Raw genomic sequence first — 18,679 nt, forward strand, 5'->3', positions numbered from 1 at the left:
CTGAGTGCAGGACGACCGTCAGGAGCCCTCCGTGCCCCCAGCCGTCTCCCCGGACCACACCCTCGCGCACCTTCTCGAACACAACGCCGCCGTCCACGCCGGCCTGCCCGCCCTGTCCTGGCGCTCCGGCGACGACTGGGCGACCCTCACCTGGGCCGAGGTGAACGAGGCCGTCGCACGCCTCGCCCGGGGCTACGCCGCACTCGGCGTGGCCCCGGGCGACCGCGCCCTGCTGATGATGGGCAACCGGCCCGAGCACTGGCTCTCCGACCTGGCCCTGGTCCACATCGGCGCGATCCCCACCACCGTCTACGGCACCGCCGCCCCCGAGCAGGTCGCCTACATCGCCCGGCACAGCCGTGCGCGCGTCGCCGTCGTGGGGGACGCCGCCGCGGCCGCCTCCTGGGAGCCCCTGGCCGCCGATCCGGCCACGGCACTGGAGTCCCTGGTCGTGGTCTCCGGGGCCGACCCCGGCCGCGGCCACCTGGACTACGCCGACGTGGCCGCGACCGGGACCGGGGACGCGTTCGAGCGCCGGCACGGCCTCGGGCCCGACGACCTGCTCACCGTCGTCTACACCTCCGGGACCACCGGAGACCCCAAGGGCGTGGCGGTCACCCACCGCAGGATGCTCGCCAACCTGGTCGCCCTGGACTCCCTGATCGACCTGCCCGAGCACGCAGCGCACATCTGCTACCTGCCGCTGGCCCACATCGCCGAGCGCGTCCTGGGCCTGTACCTGCCGCTGCTGCGCGCCTCCCACGTGTGGATGTGCGAGGATCCGGCCGGGCTGGTCGGGGTGCTCCGGCACGTGCGCCCGCCCCAGTTCTTCGGGGTGCCCCGGGTGTGGGAGAAGCTCGCCTCGGCGCTGCGGGCGGGCATCGCGGGCCTGCCCGAGGAGCAGCGCGGGGCGATCGGGGCCGCCATGGCGGTGGCCACCGAGCACACCGCCCACCTGGAGCGGGGCGGCCCGGTCCCGGGGGACCTGGCGGAGCGGTTCGCGGCCGTGCGCGCGCTCGCCCTGACCCCGATCCTGGAGAAGGTCGGTCTGGACCGGGTGGTGTGGGCCTCCAGCGCCTCGGCTCCGATGCCGCAGGAGGTGGTGCGCTTCTGGGCGGGCCTGGGGGTGCCGATCATGGACGCCTGGGGCCTGACCGAGTCCCTGGGCGTGGCCACCGTCAACACCCCGACCGCCGGGTTCCGGCTGGGCTCGGTCGGGCGTCCGCTCGCCACGGTGGAGGTGCGGACCGCGGACGACGGCGAGGTCCTGCTGCGCGGGGAGACGGTGTTCGACGGATACGTGGACGCCGACGGCTCGGTCCGACCGGCCACCGACGCCGACGGCTGGTTCGCCACCGGCGACATCGGCCGCCTGGACGAGGACGGCCACCTGTGGATCACCGACCGCAAGAAGGAGCTCATCGTCACCAGCGGCGGCAAGAACGTCTCGCCCGCCCTGGTGGAGAACACCCTCAAGGAGCACCCGCTGGTCGGCCAGGCCTATGCGCACGGGGACGGCCGACCGTACCTGGTGGCCCTGGTGGTGCCCGACCGGGAGGTCGCCCCGGTGTGGGCGGCGGCCCGGGGCATCGACACCGGCGGCGACTGGGACGCGCTGGTCGCCCACCCGGAGGTGCGGGCCGAGCTGGAGCGCGCGGTCGCCGCCGCCAACACCCGGCTGAGCCGGGCCGAGCAGGTCAAGCGCCACCGGGTGCTGGCGGGGGAGTGGGGGCCCGAGACCGGTGAGCTCACCCCTTCCCTCAAGCTCCGGCGGCGCGTCATCCGGGACAGGTACGAGGCGGAACTGGCCGATCTCTACCAGGACTGACCCCGCCCGCGCGGTCCGGCCTGGAACGGCGGGAGGGGCGCCCCGCCGGGGGCGCCCCTCCTCGTCCGTCCCACCCCTTCTCAGCCGGTGTGCCTGCCGTGGTCGGCGGGCCGGGCCGCGGTCTGCTCCGGAGCCCGCGCCGACGGCGGGGCCTCGTGCGCCGCCTGGTAGCCGCTCTGGTAGGCCTTCTGCTCGGCGGGGCTCATCCCGGAGGACGTTCCGGAGGACTCCCGCTCGGCCCTGCTCGGCCATCCCGCCGTCAGCCCGTAGATGACCAGGACGTCGATGGCGATCGCCACCATCGACCACAGCGGCATCGCCAGCAGGAACACCATCTGGGCCAGGGCGTTGAGGCAGGCCAGGACGATGCCGAACACCCGTGCCCACGTGCTGCCGGAGAGCACGGCCAGGCCCGCGGCCACCAGGACCACGCCCCACAGGCCGAGCAGCAGACCCCAGGCGCCGTAGTCCAGCAGGAGCATCTCCGAGGCGCCGACCACGTAGAACTCAGGGGTGAACAGGGCGACCAGGCCCTGGATGATGTTGACCGACCCGATGACGATCAACAGGGTCGCGACGAAGTACTGCCAGCCGTTGGCCGTATCTGAGCGCATCTCGTCTCCTCACCGACCGGAGTCGCACTGGTCCGTGCCCCGGCCCCTCGGACGTGGCGGAAAGCGCGGGTCCGCGCTCCGCCCCCTTCATGATCTGCCGCTCCGGGTCAGCGGTACGCCAGGGGTCCTCCCGGATCCGGCAAAGAGCGGGGTGCCCCCCCGATTTCTATGGAATTACGTAATTACGGATTTTCTGGTAGGTTTCGAGGGTGGCAGAGAAGACGACAGAGCAGCGCCTGGCCGAACTGGAGGCCCGGGTCGACGCGCTGGAGGACCGCGGCCCGGCCGGATCCGCGCCGGACACCGCCTCCGCGGGCGACCCGTTCTTCGCCCTCAACGCCCTGAAAGGGCATGTCGACGGCAACGGGGGCGTCGTCTTCGCCGGAGTCGTCGGCTCCGGGGAGGGGGCCGTCGAGTGGCAGCAGGGGCTGCCTTCCGAGCGGCTGGCCGCGGAGGACTGGTCCCGCCGCGCCGCCGCCCTGGACGCCCTGGGGCACCCGGTCCGCCTCCAGCTCCTCCAGGCGGTCTGGCAGGGCACCGACACCGTCGCCGCCCTGGCCGAGCGCTCCGACTTCGGCACGACCGGCCAGATCTACCACCACGTGAACCTGCTGGCCGCCGCCGGATGGCTCACCACCGTCCGCCGCGGCCGCTACGCCGTCCCGCCCGAGCGCCTCGTCCCGCTCCTGGTGATCCTCACCGCCGCGGGCGGGGCCCCCTGACCCGAGAAGGAGACCCGTGCGCATCCGGACCACCGCGGCGGCCTGCCTGGCCGCGCTCCTGGTCATCGCCCTGGGCGTCGCGGTCGCTCCGCGCGTCCCGACGCTGTCCACCGCGGAGAGCGGCGACCCGGACCTGCTCGACCGCGCCCGCGCCCTGTACGCCGACGGGCCCCGCGACCTGCTCGGCGTCGTCGAGATCGACGGCGGTGACACCGCCGCCGCCCACTTCGGCGGCGGAGCCGACACCGACTTCGAGATCGGCTCCATCACCAAGACCATGACCGCCCTGCTCCTGGCCGACGCCGTCGAACGCGGCGAGGTCGCCGAGGACACCCGGCTCGGCGACCTGCTCGACCTCGGCGGAGCCCCGGCCGCCGACGCCACCCTGGCCGAGCTGGCCTCGCACCGGTCGGGACTGCCCCGGCTCCCCCCACGCCCCCAGGACACCGTCAACGGCCTCGTCGCGGCCGGATACCTGGGCCGCGACCCCTACCGCTACGACGAGGACGCCCTGCTGGACCAGGCCCGCGCCGCCGAGCTCACCGACCGCGGCGAGTCCCACTACTCCAACCTCGGCTTCGCCCTGCTGGGGCTGGCCCTGGCCGAGGCGGCCGGGACCGACTACGCGGACCTGCTGCGCCGACGCCTCCTGGACCCGCTCGGTATGGACGACACCTACCTGCCCCGCACCGAGGCGGACCTGCCCGCCGGCGCCACCCTCGGGCACACCGAACGGGGCCGCACCGCCGCGCCCTGGCTCGCCATGGCCTACGCGCCCACCGGCGGCGTCCGTTCCACCCCGGCCGACATGGAGCGCTTCGCCCGTGCCCTGCTCGACGGCACCGCCCCCGGCACGGCGGCCCTGGAGCCCCGGTGGCCCGACGGCGAGGACCGCATCGGCTACGCCTGGGTCACCACCGACGTCGGGGGCACCGAGGTGACCTGGCACAACGGCGGCACCGGCGGGTTCGTCTCCATGTTGGCCCTGGACCGGGAGGCCGGCCGGGCCGTGATCGTACTCTCCAACACCACCGCCGCCGTCGAGGGGCAGGCCGTGCGCCTGCTCACCGGGAAGGAATGGTCATGAGCACCGGCCTGATCGCCGTCGCCGTCGGCGCGGCCCTGTGCCTGTGGTGGGCGTTCGCCGCCGTGTCCCTCGCCCTGGCCTCCCGCCCGGGCACGGGGAGGCGGCGCCTCGCCGACCGCTGGGACGCGCTGGCCCGGACGGCCTCGCTGGGCTTCGTCGCCGCACTGGGCCTGGTCGTCGTCGCCTGGACGACCGTTCCGGTCGCCCTGTGGTACCTGCTGGTCGCCCTGACCGCCGTGGCGGCCGCCGCCGTCGTCCTGCGGCTGCCGGACCTGCCGGTGCGCGGCACGGACCCCGGGGCGCCCGCCCGCCGGGCCTCGGCGATCGGCAACACGGCGCTGGCGGCCACGGTGGTCGGAGCGCTCGTCCTTTACCTCCCCTGACAGCCCGGAAAAAGGATCGGGAAAAGCGCACGGTGCGGAATGCATTGTCCGCATAAATGGCGAATTAATCCTCTGGAGGCCGAGGTGAACCGGGGTCATCCCCGGTCCTCGGGCGGGATTCCTTTTCCTGGAAAGCCCGCGCGCCGACCGAATGTGGTCTACCGTGAAAATCGTCCGACCGCGCGTTCCCCGGCGGGCGCCGTGACCGGTCGAACGCGCGGCGGGAACCCGTTCCGTTCGACCCGAGGACCCCATGTCGACCGTCTCCCCCGATCGGATCCGGATCTCCCCCCACCCCGCGCACCAGGCCCTGATCGCCCTCCTGGTCACCGCGGCCCTCGTCGCACCCCTGTGGTCCTGGTCGGTGGCGGCGGTCGGCGACCGCGACCGGCCCCTGGTCGCCGCGGTCACCGGGGTGCTCGGCTCCGCCCTGGTCGCGGCGGTCGCCGTGGCGGCCCACCGCTCCGCCGCCGTCCGCGTCGTCCGGGACGGCCGCATCCGCGCCCGGCTCGCGGGCGACACCCTCGAGCAGGAGGCCGCCCTGCTCGCCGACCGCCTCCTGCCCGCCCTCGCCGAGGGGGTCCGCACCGGACGGGACGCCCCGGGGATCCTCGCCGAACACCCCCCGGTCCGGCACGCCGCGCTGGACCGGCTGCTGCGCACGACCGCGGGAGAACTCGACCTGTCCGCCCGCCGGGCCGAGCACGCCCGGGCCCTCATCGCCCGCTGCGAACGGCGGATCACGGACCTGGACCGCACCTGGCTCCCCCTGCTCACCGCCCGCATCCGCGCGGACCGCTGCACCGCCGCCGAGTCCACCGACCCCCCGCACGTCCCCACCGGCCACCTGCCCGTGGACGACGCCCTGGCCTCCCTGGGCGACCACGTCCGCCGGGAGCTGCTGGCCGCCGCCCGCCGCACCGACACCGCGCTGGCCGCCACCGCCTCCTGCGGCGCCCGCCTGCGCGCGGGGCTGGAGACCGTCGCGGAACACCTGCGCACCCTGGGGGAGACGCACGGGGACCGGCCCGAGATCCGCGAGCACCTGCTGGAGGCGGACCGCGCCCTGGCCCGCACCGTCCGGATCGCCGACAGCCTGGTCACCCTCGCGGGCGGCGGGACCGGCCGCCGCGACGCGCCGACGGTCCCCCTGCCCGAGGTGCTGCGCCGGGCGACCCGTCGGATCGGCGCCCGCCGGCGGGTGCGCGCCCGCGGCGCGGAGGGCGTGGAGGTGCTCGGCCGGGCGGCCGAGCCGCTGGCCCGCGTCCTGGCCGAGCTGCTCGACAACGCCGCCGCCTTCTCCGGACCCGACAGCGAGGTGTCCGTCCGGGTCGAGCGGGTCGAGGAGGGGGTCGTCCTGCACGTGGAGGACGCCGGACCCGGCATGCGCCGCCGCGAACGGGAGGCGGCCCGGGCCCGCATCGACTCCCCGGGGGGACTGGAGACCCTGGACGGAGAACGCACCGGACTGGCCGTGGTCGGCCTCATCGCCGCCCGCCACCGCTTCGTCGTGGACTTCGGGACCTCGCCCCGGGGCGGCCTGGGGGTGGGCGTCCTGGTCCCGCGGACCCTGGTCACGGCGTCCGGACCGGTGGCGGCGGACACCGGGATCGCCTCGTGAGCGTCCGGGAGGACGACCCGCTCTGGTGGCGGGAGGCGCTCGGACCGGTGACCGCCGCCCCCGTCCCGGCCGCGGAGCCGGCCGACAGCGGGCCCCCGCCGCCCTCGCCCGACCACGCCGACGCCCCCCGCCTGTACGGGGCGGAGGCCTGCCGGGACGTTCCCGGCCTGCACACCCGGCTGCGCGCACTCGGACCGGTCGCCCCCGTCCTGCTGGAGGGCGGTGTCCCCGCCTGGTTCGTCTCCGGTGTGCGCGAGCTGCGGCACGTGATGGGGCGGCCCGAGTGGTTCTCCCGGGACCACCGCCGCTGGAACCTCCGGAACCGGATCGGCCCCGACCACCCCGTGCTGGCGCACGTGATGTGGGCGCCGCCGGTGCTGTTCGGGGAGGACGGCGGCGCCCGGGCCGACGCGATCGGCGACGCCCTGGCCGCCGTCGACCCGATCGACCTGCGCGGTCTGGCACTGCGGGCGGCCCGGGAACGGGTCGACTCCTTCGCCGCGGCCGGGAGCGCCGACCTGGTCGCCGACTACGCCCGGCACGTCCCGGCCCGGGTGTTCTCCCTCCTGTGCGGTACGGCGGACGAACCGCCCGCCGACCTGTTCGCCGCGGCGGGCACCGGGCCCGGGGCCGTCCCGGCCCGCCGCCGCCTGCACGGCCGCCTCACCGGGCTGGTGCGCGACCGCCGCCGCCTGCCGCGCGCCGACACGCCCTCCCGGCTCGCCGCACTCCGGGCGGGAGCCGGTCCGGAGGAGGTCGCCCTGGACCTGCTGCTGATGCTCGCCTTCGGCCAGGCCGCCACCGCCGACTGGATCGCCGTCACCCTGGCCCTGGCCCTGGCCGGAGACGGCCCGGCCGCGGCCCTGGCCGCGGGGCGGACCACGGTCCCCGAGGCCCTGGAGGAGGCGCTGTGGCGGGACACCCCCGCCCGCAACGCCGTCGGCCGCTGGGCCGTGCAGGACTGCGACCTGGGCGGCCGCCGGGTCCGCCGCGGCGACCTGCTGGTGCTGGGACTGGCGGCGGCGGGCACCGACTCCCCGCGGACCGCGGGGGAGCGGCCCCGGATCTTCTTCGGCCACGGGGAGCGCGGCTGCCCCCACCCGGCCCCCCGGGCGGCGGCGACCATCGCCGCCGCGGCGGTGGAGGTGGTGCTGGAGCACCTGCCGGACCTGCGGGCGGTGCGGCCCGCACCGCCCCGCAGGCCCTCACCGTGGGCGGGCGGTCCGGACCGCCTCCCGGCGGTCTTCGCACCGCGCCCGCGCTGAGGCGCCGGTCCGTGTCCCGGGGAAGAGGGCGCGGGCCGGCACCGGATCAGTTCCCGTACAGGTCCTCGTAGTCGACGGGCACGGCGGGCTCGCCGATCTCCTCGACGAAGCCCGCCTCCTCGTAGGCCACCCAGATGTCCTCGGCCCCCTGCTCGCTCAGCAGGGTCCCGGTCCCGGGGTCGACGACCCAGTAGGACACCAGCCCCTCGTCCTCGGGGAAGAGCGGATAGGGGACCGCCACCTTGTAGCCCGCCCGTCCGATCGGGTCCTTGTCCGGTCCGATCAGCCGGATCCCCTCGATCTGCGAGGCCAGGGTGAAGAACGCCCCCCGGGTGTCGCCGCGCAGCGGCCCGGTGACCGCGCCGGAGAACAGCTCCCTGACGTACGCGTCGAAGTCCTCCTCCGAGTTCCCCCCGGTCTCTCCCAGGGCCGCCCGCTCCTGCGCCGTCCGCTCCACCTCCTCCCGCCAGGCCTCCCGCAGCAGGTCCTCCAGCCCCTCGGCGTCGCCGGGCAGGTCGAGCAGGGCGGAGGAACCCACGCCGAACGGGCCGACCGTCTCCCCCCGGTAGGCGGTGCTCCGCGGAGTGGTGTGCTCCAGCTCGGGTGATCCGGCCTCCTCCCATGCCCGGCGGTCCTCCTCGGAGGGGAAGACGTTCTCGACGTCCAGGTTGAGGTTGTTCAGGGACCGGAACCCGCCGCCCAGCTCCGTCCAGCTCTCGTTGGTGTAGGCCTGGTGGACCGTGTAACCCCCCTCCCCCCAGGGGAAGGGGCCGGCGGGACGCTGGTTGCGGGTGCGCAGGTACCAGATGCTCCCTGTCGGCTCCTCCTCGGCCGCGGCCGCCTCGGCGGCGGCGGCGAACAGCTCTTGCGCGTCGGCGTAGGCCGGTGCCCGCACGTCGTTGTTCTGCACGTCGGCTGCGCCCCCCTCGCCGGGCACGACGACCTGGCCGGGGGAGTACACGAAGAGCGCGGCCGCGACCGCCCCCGCGGTGGCGAGCGCGCCCGCCGTCACCGGGAGCCGCCACCTGCGGTCGGCGGCCGCACGCAGGAACGCGCGCCGCCCGCCCGCCGCCCGGGCCCGCTCCAGGACCCGGTCGCGGTGCAGCCGGCTGAGTTCGTCGGCGCGTTCGCGCAGGGCCGCGGGCTCCAGCGCCGACACGGTGTCGAGGATGTCGTCCTGGATCATCGTGCCTCCTGGTGGGCGGTGCGGGTGATCGGGGCGTCGGAGGTGCGGGGGCCGGGGGCGGAGAAGCGCCCGGCGGCCCGGCGGCGCGCCTCGGAGCCCTCCAGGGTCTCCAGCTGCCTGGCCAGGGCACGGCGGGCCCGGTGCAGGCGGACCGAGAAGGTCCCGGCCGAGCAGCCGACCACCTGTCCCGCCTCGGCGGGGGACAGGCCGTGCCAGGCGACGAGGGTCAGCGCCTCCACGTGCTTCTCGGACAGCTCGCTCAGGGCCCGGACGGCGCTCTCGCGCAGCACGAACCGCTCGGCGACGTCCCAGTCCTGCTCGTCGCGCCGGTCGGAGAGGTCCGCGAGCCGCCGCAGGAGCGTCTCCCGCCGCATCCGGGCCCCGTACTGCTTGCGCAGCAGGTTGCGGGCCACGCCCAGCAGCCAGGGCAGCGGCGGGTCGGGGATGGCGGACAGCTTGCGCCAGGCGATCACGAACGTCTCACTGGCCACCTCCTCGGCCGCCGTCTCGTCCGCGCGCAGGAGACAGAACGCCAGGATCCTGGCGTGATATCGGTCGTAGAGATCCGCCAACCTGTCGGTGGGCGGGGCATCGGCCCTGTCGGTCCTCATCGGTCTCCTTCGCCGTCATGGGACTCTCGGGGAAGTAGTCCCGGGGGAGGCGGGCGGGATTACCGACGGCCGGGATCCCCTTCCTGTTTTTCGCCGCAGAGTCCGAAGAAGTTCGGTCCCGGCTCCGGAGGGGAGGCCGCGAGCGGGGGCACCGCAGCGTGGGTCCGGCCCCCCGGCGAGGAGAACGCCGTCGAGGTGGGCCGCACCGGCGGTCCCGGCCGCCCGGGCCACCGCGCTCGTGCGGCCGGGCCCGCCCCGGGGGCGGGCCCGGCCGGGTGTGCCCTCGCGACGGGCCGCCGCGCGGTCAGCCGGTGTAGGCGTCGGCCAGCGCGGTGAGCACCTCCGAGCAGCCGGCGTCCACGGTGAGGTCGGCCAGGGCGTCGCCGCGGGTGGCCCCCCGGTTGACGATGACGATCGGCAGGTGGCGGTCGGCGGCGGCCTTGACGAACCGCCGCCCCGACAGCACGGTGAGAGACGATCCCGCGACCAGGAGCGCCGAGGCCTCCTCCACCAGCCGGTACCCGCGCCGGACCCGCGCGGGCGGCACGTTCTCTCCGAAGTACACGATGTCGGGCTTGAGCATGCCGCCGCAGTCGGCGCAGTCCGCGACCTCGAAGCCCTCGGTGGCCGACAGCGCGGCGTCGGCGTCGGGGGCGATCTCGACGTCGTCCACCCCGCCGGTGAAACCGGGGTTGAGCGCGGTCAGCCGCTCGGCCAGCCGGTCGCGGGGGACCACGGAGGCGCACTCCAGGCACACCACCCGGTCGTAGCGGCCGTGCAGGTCGATCACGGAGCGGCTGCCCGCCGCCTCGTGCAGGGTGTCCACGTTCTGGGTGATGACCGCCGAGACCACCCCGGCGGCCTCCAGCCGGGCCAGCGCCCGGTGGCCGTCGTTGGGCCGGGTCCGGTGCACGTGCCGCCAGCCGACGTGGTTGCGCGCCCAGTAGTGGCGCCGAAAGGCCTCGTCGCCGACGAACTGCTGGTACGTCATGGGCCTGCGGGGCGGGGAGCCGGGCCCGCGGTAGTCGGGGATGCCGGAGTCGGTGGAGATGCCCGCCCCCGTCAGGGCGAGGACCGGACCGTCTCCCAGGACCTCCCGGATCCGCGCGGCCGCGGTCGCGGGATCGGTCGTCGCGAGTGCGTTCGTCACGCTTTCGAGGGTAGGCGCCGCACCTTCCGGGGGCGACGCCTTCACGCGCTCACCCGGCGTCCGCGGCCTCCGCGCGGATGCGGTCGAACTGCGCGTCCATGGCGTCGGCCAGGGCCTGCAGGCCCGACAGCGGCCGGACCATCACGGTGAGGGCGTCGATCCGGCCGTCGTCGTCGAAGTGGAGCAGGTCACAGCCCTCCACCTCGCGGCCCGACACCGAGGCCCGGAACCGCAGCACGTGCTCCCGGCCGTCGGCGGAGGTGTACTCGCCGATGTAGCGGAAGTCCTCGAAGACCCGCAGTACCCCGCGCAGGATGGCGGCGGTGACGGCCCTGCCGCGGTGCGGCCTGAACGCGACCGGGCTGGTGAAGACGACGTCGTCGGCGAGCAGGCCGGCGACGGCGTCGGTGTCCCGGGCCTCGACGGCCTCGCGGAAGGTCCCCACGGCGCACACTCCTCGGTCGACCGGTCGGGCGGATGTGCAGGAGGCTAACAGCCCTGTGCCGGGCTGTACACGGGTGCACCAGTGAATTTCTTGATCAGTCAACGATGCGAGTATTCCGGGGCGGACGCTACAGTGGCCGGATGGCACTGCGCAACGCCGTCATGGCCGCCCTGCTCGAGGGTCCGGCCTCCGGATACGACCTGACGAAGATCTTCGACTCCTCGGTGGCCAACTTCTGGATGGCCACCCCGCAGCAGATCTACCGCGAGCTGGAGCGGATGGAGGGCGAAGGCCTCATCGAGGCCACCGTGGTCCGCCAGGAGCGCAGGCCCGACAAGCGCGTCTTCACCCTCACCGGTCGCGGGCGCGAGGAACTGCGCTCCTTCACCTCCCGCCCGCCGCGGCCCACCGCCATCCGCGACGAGCTGATGGTGCAGGTCCAGGCCGTCGACGTGGGCGACGCCGACGCGGTGCGCACCGCCATCGCCGAGCGCACCGCCTGGTCCAGTGCCCGGCTGGGCCACTACCTGCGCCTGCGCGGGCACCTGCTGGAGGGGAGGACCGAGGAGGAGCACCTGGTCCGCGCCGAACGGATCGGCCCCTACCTCACCCTGCTGCGGGGCATCGCCCTGGAGGAGGAGAACCTGCGCTGGTACGAGCGCGTGCTCGACCTCCTGGAGCGCCGCACGGTCGCACGCTGACCACCGCGAAAGCCCACCGTGCCCGTGCTATGACTGTGTGTCATGGGCGTTGAGAGCGGACAGGGGCCTGCCCGGCACCGGTGGGACCATGCGGTGCTCGCGGGCGAGGTCGCCCTGATCGGTGCGCTGTACTACCTCGTCCCCCTGGAGGGCGGCGGAGCCCCCTGGCAGCTGGGAGCGCGCTGGACGGCCCTCGTCCTGGGGGCCGCCCTCATCGGCCGGTCCGTTGTCCGCGCGGCCGTCCTCCAGGCGCGCGCCGACCCGGCCGCGCTGCCCCTGCGCCCGCCGATCCTGCTGGCCGCCTGCGGGATCGCGCTCTTCGCCCTGGCCGACCACGGCCTGGCCCTGTTCCGCCCCGGCGAGTTCGAGGGGCTGGAGACCCGGACCGACGCCCTCTACTTCGCCCTCACCACCCTGGCAACGGTCGGCTACGGCGACATCCACGCCCAGGGGCAGTGGGCGCGGGGCCTGCTCATCGGCCAGATGGTCTTCAACGTGGCGGTCGTCGCGGGCGCCGTGAGCCTGGTGACCTCGCGTCTGCAGGCCCGCGCCCGACGCGGCTGAGGGTCAGCGGTGGAGGTGGCGGGTCCAGTCGGCGGGCACCCGGTCGGCCGGGCCCGGCGCCGGCTGGTCCGCGGGGCGGGAGGTGGGCGCGGCCAGCTCCGGCCCGCTGCCGCTCTCGCCGCTGCGGAAGTCGTAGAACCAGGCCTCGCCCGGTTCGTAGCTCTGGATGTAGGGGTGCCCGGTCTCCTCGAAGTGGCGGGTGGCGTGCTGGGCGGGGGAGCTGTCGCAGCAGCCGACGTGGCCGCAGGCCGCGCAGCGGCGCAGGTGGAACCACCAGCCGCCGCCCTCCTCGCACTCCCGGCAGCCGGGGCCGCTGGGCGGCGCGGACGGGTCGATGTCGCTCTGGGAATCGCTCATGGGCCAACGGTAGACCCCGGGCGCCCGTCCGGGGAGGACCCGGACGGCCGTGTCAGCCGGACCGCTCGGAGCGGCCCAGCGGGCGGTCCGGGGCGGTCCGGTCGCGGACCGGCCGCTCGGTGTCGGCGGCGTCGGTGCCGCGCGACCACACGGCCTCGCCGCCGACCCGCACCTCGAACACCCCGCCGCTCCCCGGGATCAGCGCGACCTCCCCCGGCTCGGCCTCGAACGCGGTGATCGGCTCCTGCGCCATCCACGTCGCGCGCGGCGGCCGGCGGCAGCGCGTGCGGTACCCGATCTCCAGGCGGAGCCCGTTCTCCGGCATGGGGCCGGTGTGTCCGACCGGGCCCCGCGGCCCCGGGCCCGGCCCGCGGTCACCGCGGACCGACACCGTCCAGCAGGTTGCCGACCAGTGCGGCGGCGAACTCCTCGGTGACCGGCTCGTCCGGGATGAGCAACCGGTGGTAGACCGCGCCCCACAGCTGGTCGATGAGGACCCGGACGTCCACCTCCGGGCGGATCTGACCCACTTCCTGTGCCCGGAGCAGCCGCTCGGCGGCCAGGGCACGGCGCTGGGAGGAGTACAGCCCGCGGTAGGCGGCGGACAACTCGGTGTCGGTCTGCGCCTCGCCGATCAGCTGGGTCAGGATGCGTCCGCCGGGTGTCCGCGTCATGACGCGGACGAAGGAGCGCAGCTGCGCGAGGAGGTCCGCACGCACGTCCCCGGTGTCGGGAAAGTCCAGCGCCGGCTCGACGGCGTGGAAGTAGCCGTCCAGCGCCAGTGCCCCCCTGGAGGGCCACCACTTGTGCAGGGTGGTCTTACTGGCGCCCGACAGCCGGGCCACCCGTTCGAAGGACAGGCCGCCCAGGCCCTCCTCCATCAGCAGCTCCCCGACGGCGCGCAGCACGTCCGCGCGGACCTCGTCCGCGGGCCGCCGCCCCCTTCCGCGGGCGCCGCGCCGGGGGGACGGGGCGGTCTGCTCGTTCATCACGCTTCCTCCTCGCTCCTCCGAGGCCGCCCCGCCCCGGGGAGGGGCGGCCACCGCACGACTCTACGACCCGAAGAGCCGCGTTGGGCCCGTTGCGCAGGCGGAGGGCCGCCGGTCCTCCCCTCAGGGGCGGACGGTGAGCAGGTCGGCGAGCCCGACCCGGCCCAGGAACTCCCGGCGGACGCGGTCGGCGACACCGGAGACCTCCTCCGAGCCGTCGTCCACCGGGTCGATGTGCACCCGGTGGGGGCGCTCCCCGCGGGGCAGGGCCACGATGCGGGCGATCTCGTCGGAGACCGACGAGGCGTCCGCGCCCTCCGGGGCCAGGGCGGCGAGCCTCCCGGCGACCTGCCCGACCAGGCCCGGATAGCGGGTCTCGTACTCGGCCTCCACAGCGGTATCGGCCGGACGGCCCGAGCGGGCGAAGTGATCGGTGCCCGAGGTGAACGACCCCGGGACGACGATGGACGTCTCCACGCCCCAACGGGCGAGCTCGCCCGCGTAGGACACCGCGAGGGAGTCCATGCCCGCCTTGGCCGCGAAGTACGGGGCCAGGTAGGGCGGGGTACCGCCCTTGACACTGGAGCTGGACACCCAGAGCACGAGCCCCTCGCCGCGGCGGCGCATACCCGGGAGGACGGCCCGGTTGACCCGCTGGGTGGACAGCACGTTCACGTCGTACAGCTCGGCGAGCTGCTCGGGGGTGAACGCTTCGGTGGGGCCGGTGACCATGTGCCCGGCGTTGTGGACCAGCACGTCGATCCGGCCGTGCTCCTCCTCGATCCCGGCGACGGCGGTGTCCACGGACACCTGGGAGTTGACGTCGAGCTCGACGGCGCGCAGGTCCACCCCGTGCTCCCGGGAGTACTCCTCCGCCTCCCGGACACGGGGCGCGTTGCGGCCCGCGGTCTCGCGCATGCCCGCGTACACGGTGTTCCCCGCGTCGGCGAGTGCGCGGGCGGTGAGGGCCCCGAAACCGCTGGAGGCCCCTGTGATGACGATGACGCTCTTCATGGCCGGTCTTCTTTCTGGCATGCGGACGGCCTCAGGCCAGTCCGCCGTTGGTGTAGAGGGTCTGGCCGTTGATCCAACGGGCCGGTCCGGCGAGGAAGGCCACCGACTCGGCGATGTCCTCGGGCCGCCCCAGGCGCTCCAGGGGTGCGGCCTCGGCGAGCGCCTCGATCTCGGCCTCCGACTTGCCCTCCAGGAACAGGGGGGTGGCGGTGGGACCGGGGGCGACGGTGTTGACGGTGATGTCCCTGCCGCGCAGCTCGCGGGCGAGGATCAGGGTGATGCCCTCCACCGCTCGCTTGCTCGCGACGTAGGGGCCGTAGTTCGGGAACTGCGACCGCGAGACGCTGGTGGAGACGTTGATGACCGCCCCGCCCCCGCGCACCCGCCGGGCCGCCTGCTGGGAGACGACGAAGGTGCCGCGGATGTTGGTGCGGTGCATCCGGTCCAGGGCGTCGAGGTCGAAGTCGGCGATCGGACCCAGGACCATGACCCCCGCGGTGTTGACGACCACGTCGATACCGCCGAAGGCGGCCTCGGTCTCGTCGAACGCGGCCGCCATGGCGCGCTCGTCGGCGACGTCGCCCGTGACGGTGATGGCGCGTCCGCCCGCCTCGGTGACGGCGTCGGCAACGGCGTCGGCCCGGTCCTTGTTCCCGGCGTAGTGGACGGCGACCGCGATCCCGTCGGCGGCGAGGCGCTCGGCGACGGCGCGGCCGATGCCGCCGGAGCCGCCGGTGACGAGGGCGACGCGATCGGTTCCCGTGGTGCTCATGTCCTTCATCCCCTTGGTCCGCAAATATGGACGGTGAGTCCATATAACCTCGAAATGAACTGGCCGTCCATATAATTTCATGTGGCGTGCATCACATCGGATCGGGGCCGGGCTCTGCGGAGGATCTCGGGCCGGGCCCGCGGACCGCGCGGTTCCGGTTGGACTTCCCCGGCCCCGACTCCTAGCGTGAACGCCGGATCGAAAGGAAACCCGTGAAGACCCTCACCCTGCCCGGGACGGACATCACCGCTCCCAACGTCGTGCTCGGCCTCATGCGGATCGCGGAGAAGACCGACGACGAGATCCGCACCCTCGTGCACACCGCACGGGATGTGGGCGTCGACTTCGTCGACCACGCCGACATCTACGGCCGCACCCCGCACGAGTGCGAGCGCCGCTTCGCCGAGGCGATGCGCCTCACCCCGGCCGAACGCGACGCCGTCACCATCCAGACCAAGGTGGGCATCGTCCCGGCGGGGCCCTACTTCGACCACTCCTACGAGCACATCGTCGCGTCCGTCGAGGACTCGCTGCGCGCCCTGGACACCGACCGCGTCGACATCCTGCTGCTCCACCGGCCCGACGCCCTCGTCGAGCCCGAGGAGGTCGCCCGGGCGTTCGACGACCTGGAGTCCGCCGGGAAGGTCCGCGCCTTCGGCGTCTCCAACCACACGCCCCGCCAGATCGACCTGCTGCGCCGGTACGTGCGCCAGCACATCGCGGTGAACCAGCTCCAGCTGTCGCTCACCCACGCCCCGATCATCGCCCAGGGGGTGGCCGCCAACATGCTCGGGGAACCGCAGTCGGCCACCCTGGACGGCGGCGGGGCCCTGGACCACGCCCGGCTGCACGACATCACCGTCCAGGCGTGGTCGCCGTTCCAGGCCGGGTTCTTCAACGGGGTCTTCCTCGGCTCGCCCGAGTACCCGGAGCTCAACGCGGTCATCGACCGGATCGCCGGCAGGTACGGTGTGCCGCCGATCGCCGTCGCCACCGCCTGGATCACCCGCCACCCCGCCCGCATGCAGGTCGTGCTGGGCACCACCACCCCCGAGCGGGTGACCGGGGCGGCCCAGGGCTCGGACCTGCCCCTGACCCGCCCGGAGTGGTACGAGCTGTTCCGCGCCGCGGGCCACCGCGTCCCCTGACCGGTGCTCCGGTCCCCCCGGGGACCGGAGACCGCCGCGGCCCCCGGGCCACGGCGGGAGGGCCGGGCCCGCCCACCCGGCGCGACCCCTCTCCCCGCCCCTGGAGCAGCCGGTGCGGCCACCGCAGCGCACGATCCCCCCGACCCTCGTCCCGGCCCTCGCCCTCACCGCCTGCTCCCCGGGATCGGACGGCGGGACCGCCGCCGGACCGGCCCCCGAGGAGGCCCCAGCGAGCGCCGGGGCGGCGGGGCCCGCCGAGCCCGCTGACCCCTACGCCGTCACCGCCCCCGAGCCCGGCGAGCGGCTGCATCTGCCGCTCTACGACCACGTGCTCGACGAGCACGAGCAGTGGACCGTGAGCCGGCCCGGGACGCCCTGGCGGTGGAGTGCCCCGCCGGCCTGGGCCACGACGTCGCGGTCCGCCCCGACGCGCCCACGGGCGAGGAGGTGCCGACCCTCTTCGGGCCCCACCACGAGTGCCGCAGGTACGGGACGGCCCGGGTGGACCTGGCCCGCGAGTACGGGTTCGCGGTGCCCGAGGAGGACCTCGGGGGCCCCTGCCTCTGCGGCGACGAGAACGCCGTGTACGCGGTGCTGGGCGGCCACCCGGCCACCGGTGCCGCCCCTCCGGCGGACCGTGCCCGGGGGCGGCCGCCTCCATCAGGCCGACCTGCGGCTGAACCCCGACTCCCCGCCGCCGAACGGGGAGGGCCTGTGGGAGGAGCAGGAGAACGGGCTCGTTCCCGACACCCCCGGGACCCGCCATCTGGCCGAGGACCTGTCCGGGACCGCGTACGCAGCCGCGCGGCAGGATCCGGCGGTGGCGGCCGCCGACGAGGAAGGAGTGCACGGGCCTGAGCGGCTACTCCGCCGATCCCGCGGGCGCCTCCGAGGTGACCGACGACGCCGTGCCGTCCGCGGAGTGCCCGTCCTCCCCCGGGTGCCTCGACGCCTTCGTCGCCGCCGAGGCCCGGGCCCAGGAGCCCCTGGTCGAGGAGTAGCGCGAGGCGCTGGAGGAGCGGCGCGACCGGTCTGCGGGGGAACCGGCGCGGCCCGGGAGGTCCTCGGCCGGTGAGGCCCGGGGCGGTGCCGGACCCGGCACCGCCCCGGGCGGGGCCGCTACGCCACCGGCTCCGCGGCGGCCTCGGCGCCGCCGGGGGTCAGGGCCGGGCCGGTCCGCCGCGTGCGCAGCCACACCACCGCCGTGACCGCGATGAGCAGGCCGCAGGGCACGAGCATGATCGCCGATCCGACACCCGCGGAGCGGTCGAACCCGGCGGCGAGGTCGGAGTGGATGATGACGGAGATCAGGAAAGCGAGCGTGTTGTTCACCGCGTGGATGACGACCGCGACCTCCAGGCCGCCCGTGCGCCAGGTGATGAGGGCCAGGGTGGCGCCGAACGTGAAGTAGTAGAGGTTGAGCCACGGGTCGGCCGCGAAGTGCGCCGCCATGAACACCAGGCTGGAGACGGTGGTGCCGATGACCAGGGCGGCCCGCGGGCCGCGGCTCCAGCTTCCGGCGACCCGGAAGATCAGCCCGCGGAAGCCGTACTCCTCACCGGCCGCCTGCAGCGGTACCAGCAGCATGATGATGCCGAAGCTCAGGAACAGGTCGGTGGTCGACCACACCCCCTCCTCGAAGGGCGTGGCGAACGAGAAGAGGGTCATGTAGACGACCCATACCGGCCCGATGACCAGCAGGGAGCGGGTGAAGGGCTCGGAGCGGAAGCACGCCAGGACGGAGTGCAGGGACGCCCCCCTCACCCCGTACAGCCACCGCTGGATGAGCATGCTCCAGGGAGTGAGCAGGGCCATCGCCAGCAGGCCCGAGGCGTTGAGCAGCGGGGTGAGCTCGAACTCGCCCGACGCGGGGTCGGCCCTGCCCGTCAGCGCGTCGACGGCGACGGCCAGGAAGGTGAGGACGGTGCTGAACAGCAGCATCCCGACCACCAGCAGCACGATCGCGAGGATGCCGCGCCAGACGCGGCGCTTCTCCCCGGCCAGGACGCGGTGGTAGGGGACCCCCGCGGGGACCGGTCGCGGTCCGCGGCGGCGCGGCGCGGGCGGGGCGGGCGGCGGGACCGGGGCGGATCCGGGTTCCTGGGGGAGCGGCGCTCCGGTCGGCTGCGCGGTCGGAGCGGGGTGGGGATGGTCGTCGCGGTTCATGCCTCGAATCTAACGAGGGGGCGGAGGCACCCGGCAGAGGCGGCCATCACCGGTTT

The 18,679-nt window shown here is 74.9% G+C and carries 20 protein-coding genes; 9 read left to right on the forward strand and 11 right to left on the reverse strand.

Annotated features, from left to right (window positions below; genetic code table 11):
- Nucleotides 1-31: 31 nt before the first annotated feature.
- Entirely contained in the window at nucleotides 32-1,828 is a 1,797-nt protein-coding gene (locus ACSUPR_RS24055) for an AMP-dependent synthetase/ligase (RefSeq protein ID WP_436886991.1), read from the forward strand.
- A gap of 80 nt (nucleotides 1,829-1,908) precedes the next feature.
- Here ACSUPR_RS24055 and ACSUPR_RS24060 read toward each other — a convergent pair whose 3' ends face one another.
- The gene (locus ACSUPR_RS24060; RefSeq protein WP_436886992.1) at nucleotides 1,909-2,442 is read right to left on the reverse strand and encodes a DUF7144 family membrane protein; all 534 of its coding nucleotides are present in this window, start codon (nucleotides 2,440-2,442) and stop codon (nucleotides 1,909-1,911) included.
- 209 nt (nucleotides 2,443-2,651) lie between these two features.
- On the opposite strand from ACSUPR_RS24060, the gene ACSUPR_RS24065 reads away from it, so the two are divergent.
- The 5 genes from ACSUPR_RS24065 to ACSUPR_RS24085 all read left to right on the forward strand — a co-directional run bounded on the left by ACSUPR_RS24065 (nucleotide 2,652) and on the right by ACSUPR_RS24085 (nucleotide 7,520).
- Nucleotides 2,652-3,164 carry an ArsR/SmtB family transcription factor gene (locus ACSUPR_RS24065; RefSeq protein WP_436886993.1) on the forward strand — a complete coding sequence of 171 codons (513 nt, stop codon included), beginning with the start codon at nucleotides 2,652-2,654 and terminating at the stop codon, nucleotides 3,162-3,164.
- A 16-nt stretch (nucleotides 3,165-3,180) separates the two neighbouring features.
- On the forward strand, nucleotides 3,181-4,251 hold the full coding sequence (locus ACSUPR_RS24070) for a serine hydrolase domain-containing protein (protein WP_436886994.1): 1,071 nt from the start codon (nucleotides 3,181-3,183) through the stop codon (nucleotides 4,249-4,251).
- Complete coding sequence (locus tag ACSUPR_RS24075) at nucleotides 4,248-4,634, forward strand: hypothetical protein (RefSeq protein ID WP_436886995.1); 387 nt, start codon at nucleotides 4,248-4,250, stop codon at nucleotides 4,632-4,634. Before ACSUPR_RS24070 ends, ACSUPR_RS24075 begins: the two co-directional genes overlap by 4 nt.
- Nucleotides 4,635-4,887: 253 nt before the next feature.
- The gene (locus ACSUPR_RS24080) at nucleotides 4,888-6,255 is read left to right on the forward strand and encodes an ATP-binding protein (RefSeq protein WP_436886996.1); all 1,368 of its coding nucleotides are present in this window, start codon (nucleotides 4,888-4,890) and stop codon (nucleotides 6,253-6,255) included.
- Nucleotides 6,252-7,520 (forward strand): cytochrome P450, encoded by a 1,269-nt coding sequence (locus tag ACSUPR_RS24085; RefSeq protein WP_436886997.1) that lies wholly within the window; start codon nucleotides 6,252-6,254, stop codon nucleotides 7,518-7,520. The genes ACSUPR_RS24080 and ACSUPR_RS24085 overlap by 4 nt, the downstream gene beginning before the upstream one ends.
- A gap of 46 nt (nucleotides 7,521-7,566) precedes the next feature.
- Here the strand turns inward: ACSUPR_RS24085 and ACSUPR_RS24090 are convergent, their stop codons facing one another.
- The 4 genes from ACSUPR_RS24090 to ACSUPR_RS24105 all read right to left on the reverse strand — a co-directional run bounded on the left by ACSUPR_RS24090 (nucleotide 7,567) and on the right by ACSUPR_RS24105 (nucleotide 10,912).
- Nucleotides 7,567-8,706 (reverse strand): hypothetical protein, encoded by a 1,140-nt coding sequence (locus ACSUPR_RS24090; protein ID WP_436886998.1) that lies wholly within the window; start codon nucleotides 8,704-8,706, stop codon nucleotides 7,567-7,569.
- Nucleotides 8,703-9,317: an RNA polymerase sigma factor gene (locus ACSUPR_RS24095; protein ID WP_436886999.1), complete on the reverse strand. Its 615-nt coding sequence runs from the start codon at nucleotides 9,315-9,317 to the stop codon at nucleotides 8,703-8,705. Before ACSUPR_RS24095 ends, ACSUPR_RS24090 begins: the two co-directional genes overlap by 4 nt.
- A 304-nt stretch (nucleotides 9,318-9,621) precedes the next feature.
- A complete protein-coding gene (locus ACSUPR_RS24100; protein ID WP_436887000.1) occupies nucleotides 9,622-10,467 on the reverse strand; it encodes an NAD-dependent protein deacetylase in 846 nt (281 codons plus the stop codon).
- Between the two features lie 49 nt (nucleotides 10,468-10,516).
- Nucleotides 10,517-10,912, reverse strand: coding sequence for a nuclear transport factor 2 family protein (locus tag ACSUPR_RS24105; RefSeq protein WP_436887001.1), 396 nt, complete (start codon nucleotides 10,910-10,912; stop codon nucleotides 10,517-10,519).
- Between the two features lie 140 nt (nucleotides 10,913-11,052).
- On the opposite strand from ACSUPR_RS24105, the gene ACSUPR_RS24110 reads away from it, so the two are divergent.
- Nucleotides 11,053-11,613: a PadR family transcriptional regulator gene (locus tag ACSUPR_RS24110; RefSeq protein ID WP_436887002.1), complete on the forward strand. Its 561-nt coding sequence runs from the start codon at nucleotides 11,053-11,055 to the stop codon at nucleotides 11,611-11,613.
- A gap of 42 nt (nucleotides 11,614-11,655) precedes the next feature.
- Complete coding sequence (locus tag ACSUPR_RS24115; RefSeq protein ID WP_436887003.1) at nucleotides 11,656-12,177, forward strand: potassium channel family protein; 522 nt, start codon at nucleotides 11,656-11,658, stop codon at nucleotides 12,175-12,177.
- A 3-nt stretch (nucleotides 12,178-12,180) separates the two neighbouring features.
- Here the strand turns inward: ACSUPR_RS24115 and ACSUPR_RS24120 are convergent, their stop codons facing one another.
- The 5 genes from ACSUPR_RS24120 to ACSUPR_RS24140 all read right to left on the reverse strand — a co-directional run bounded on the left by ACSUPR_RS24120 (nucleotide 12,181) and on the right by ACSUPR_RS24140 (nucleotide 15,309).
- Nucleotides 12,181-12,534, reverse strand: a complete 354-nt coding sequence (locus ACSUPR_RS24120) for a UBP-type zinc finger domain-containing protein (RefSeq protein ID WP_436887004.1) — start codon at nucleotides 12,532-12,534, stop codon at nucleotides 12,181-12,183.
- 52 nt (nucleotides 12,535-12,586) lie between these two features.
- The gene (locus ACSUPR_RS24125; RefSeq protein WP_436887005.1) at nucleotides 12,587-12,859 is read right to left on the reverse strand and encodes a SelT/SelW/SelH family protein; all 273 of its coding nucleotides are present in this window, start codon (nucleotides 12,857-12,859) and stop codon (nucleotides 12,587-12,589) included.
- 49 nt (nucleotides 12,860-12,908) lie between these two features.
- The gene (locus ACSUPR_RS24130) at nucleotides 12,909-13,523 is read right to left on the reverse strand and encodes a TetR-like C-terminal domain-containing protein (RefSeq protein ID WP_436887006.1); all 615 of its coding nucleotides are present in this window, start codon (nucleotides 13,521-13,523) and stop codon (nucleotides 12,909-12,911) included.
- 123 nt (nucleotides 13,524-13,646) lie between these two features.
- The gene (locus ACSUPR_RS24135) at nucleotides 13,647-14,537 is read right to left on the reverse strand and encodes an SDR family oxidoreductase (RefSeq protein WP_436887008.1); all 891 of its coding nucleotides are present in this window, start codon (nucleotides 14,535-14,537) and stop codon (nucleotides 13,647-13,649) included.
- Between the two features lie 31 nt (nucleotides 14,538-14,568).
- Entirely contained in the window at nucleotides 14,569-15,309 is a 741-nt protein-coding gene (locus ACSUPR_RS24140; protein ID WP_436887009.1) for an SDR family oxidoreductase, read from the reverse strand.
- Between the two features lie 212 nt (nucleotides 15,310-15,521).
- Between ACSUPR_RS24140 and ACSUPR_RS24145 the strand changes: the two genes are divergently transcribed.
- Nucleotides 15,522-16,457 (forward strand): aldo/keto reductase, encoded by a 936-nt coding sequence (locus ACSUPR_RS24145; protein WP_436887010.1) that lies wholly within the window; start codon nucleotides 15,522-15,524, stop codon nucleotides 16,455-16,457.
- A 1,119-nt stretch (nucleotides 16,458-17,576) separates the two neighbouring features.
- Here ACSUPR_RS24145 and ACSUPR_RS24150 read toward each other — a convergent pair.
- Nucleotides 17,577-18,623 carry a CPBP family intramembrane glutamic endopeptidase gene (locus ACSUPR_RS24150; protein ID WP_436887011.1) on the reverse strand — a complete coding sequence of 349 codons (1,047 nt, stop codon included), beginning with the start codon at nucleotides 18,621-18,623 and terminating at the stop codon, nucleotides 17,577-17,579.
- Nucleotides 18,624-18,679 lie beyond the last annotated feature (56 nt).

Origin of the sequence: Nocardiopsis dassonvillei (assembly GCF_964273065.1) — a bacterium.
Lineage (GTDB): Bacteria > Actinomycetota > Actinomycetes > Streptosporangiales > Streptosporangiaceae > Nocardiopsis > Nocardiopsis dassonvillei_B.

Coding starts and splice junctions, on each gene's coding strand:
- ACSUPR_RS24140 (WP_436887009.1), bottom strand. CDS start 15,309: ATGAGCACCACGGGAACCGATCGCGTCGCCCTCGTCACCGGCGGCTCC.
- ACSUPR_RS24115 (WP_436887003.1), top strand. CDS start 11,656: ATGGGCGTTGAGAGCGGACAGGGGCCTGCCCGGCACCGGTGGGACCAT.
- ACSUPR_RS24120 (WP_436887004.1), bottom strand. CDS start 12,534: ATGAGCGATTCCCAGAGCGACATCGACCCGTCCGCGCCGCCCAGCGGC.
- ACSUPR_RS24075 (WP_436886995.1), top strand. CDS start 4,248: ATGAGCACCGGCCTGATCGCCGTCGCCGTCGGCGCGGCCCTGTGCCTG.
- ACSUPR_RS24095 (WP_436886999.1), bottom strand. CDS start 9,317: ATGAGGACCGACAGGGCCGATGCCCCGCCCACCGACAGGTTGGCGGAT.
- ACSUPR_RS24060 (WP_436886992.1), bottom strand. CDS start 2,442: ATGCGCTCAGATACGGCCAACGGCTGGCAGTACTTCGTCGCGACCCTG.
- ACSUPR_RS24080 (WP_436886996.1), top strand. CDS start 4,888: ATGTCGACCGTCTCCCCCGATCGGATCCGGATCTCCCCCCACCCCGCG.
- ACSUPR_RS24130 (WP_436887006.1), bottom strand. CDS start 13,523: ATGAACGAGCAGACCGCCCCGTCCCCCCGGCGCGGCGCCCGCGGAAGG.
- ACSUPR_RS24150 (WP_436887011.1), bottom strand. CDS start 18,623: ATGAACCGCGACGACCATCCCCACCCCGCTCCGACCGCGCAGCCGACC.
- ACSUPR_RS24125 (WP_436887005.1), bottom strand. CDS start 12,859: ATGCCGGAGAACGGGCTCCGCCTGGAGATCGGGTACCGCACGCGCTGC.
- ACSUPR_RS24110 (WP_436887002.1), top strand. CDS start 11,053: ATGGCACTGCGCAACGCCGTCATGGCCGCCCTGCTCGAGGGTCCGGCC.
- ACSUPR_RS24135 (WP_436887008.1), bottom strand. CDS start 14,537: ATGAAGAGCGTCATCGTCATCACAGGGGCCTCCAGCGGTTTCGGGGCC.
- ACSUPR_RS24090 (WP_436886998.1), bottom strand. CDS start 8,706: ATGATCCAGGACGACATCCTCGACACCGTGTCGGCGCTGGAGCCCGCG.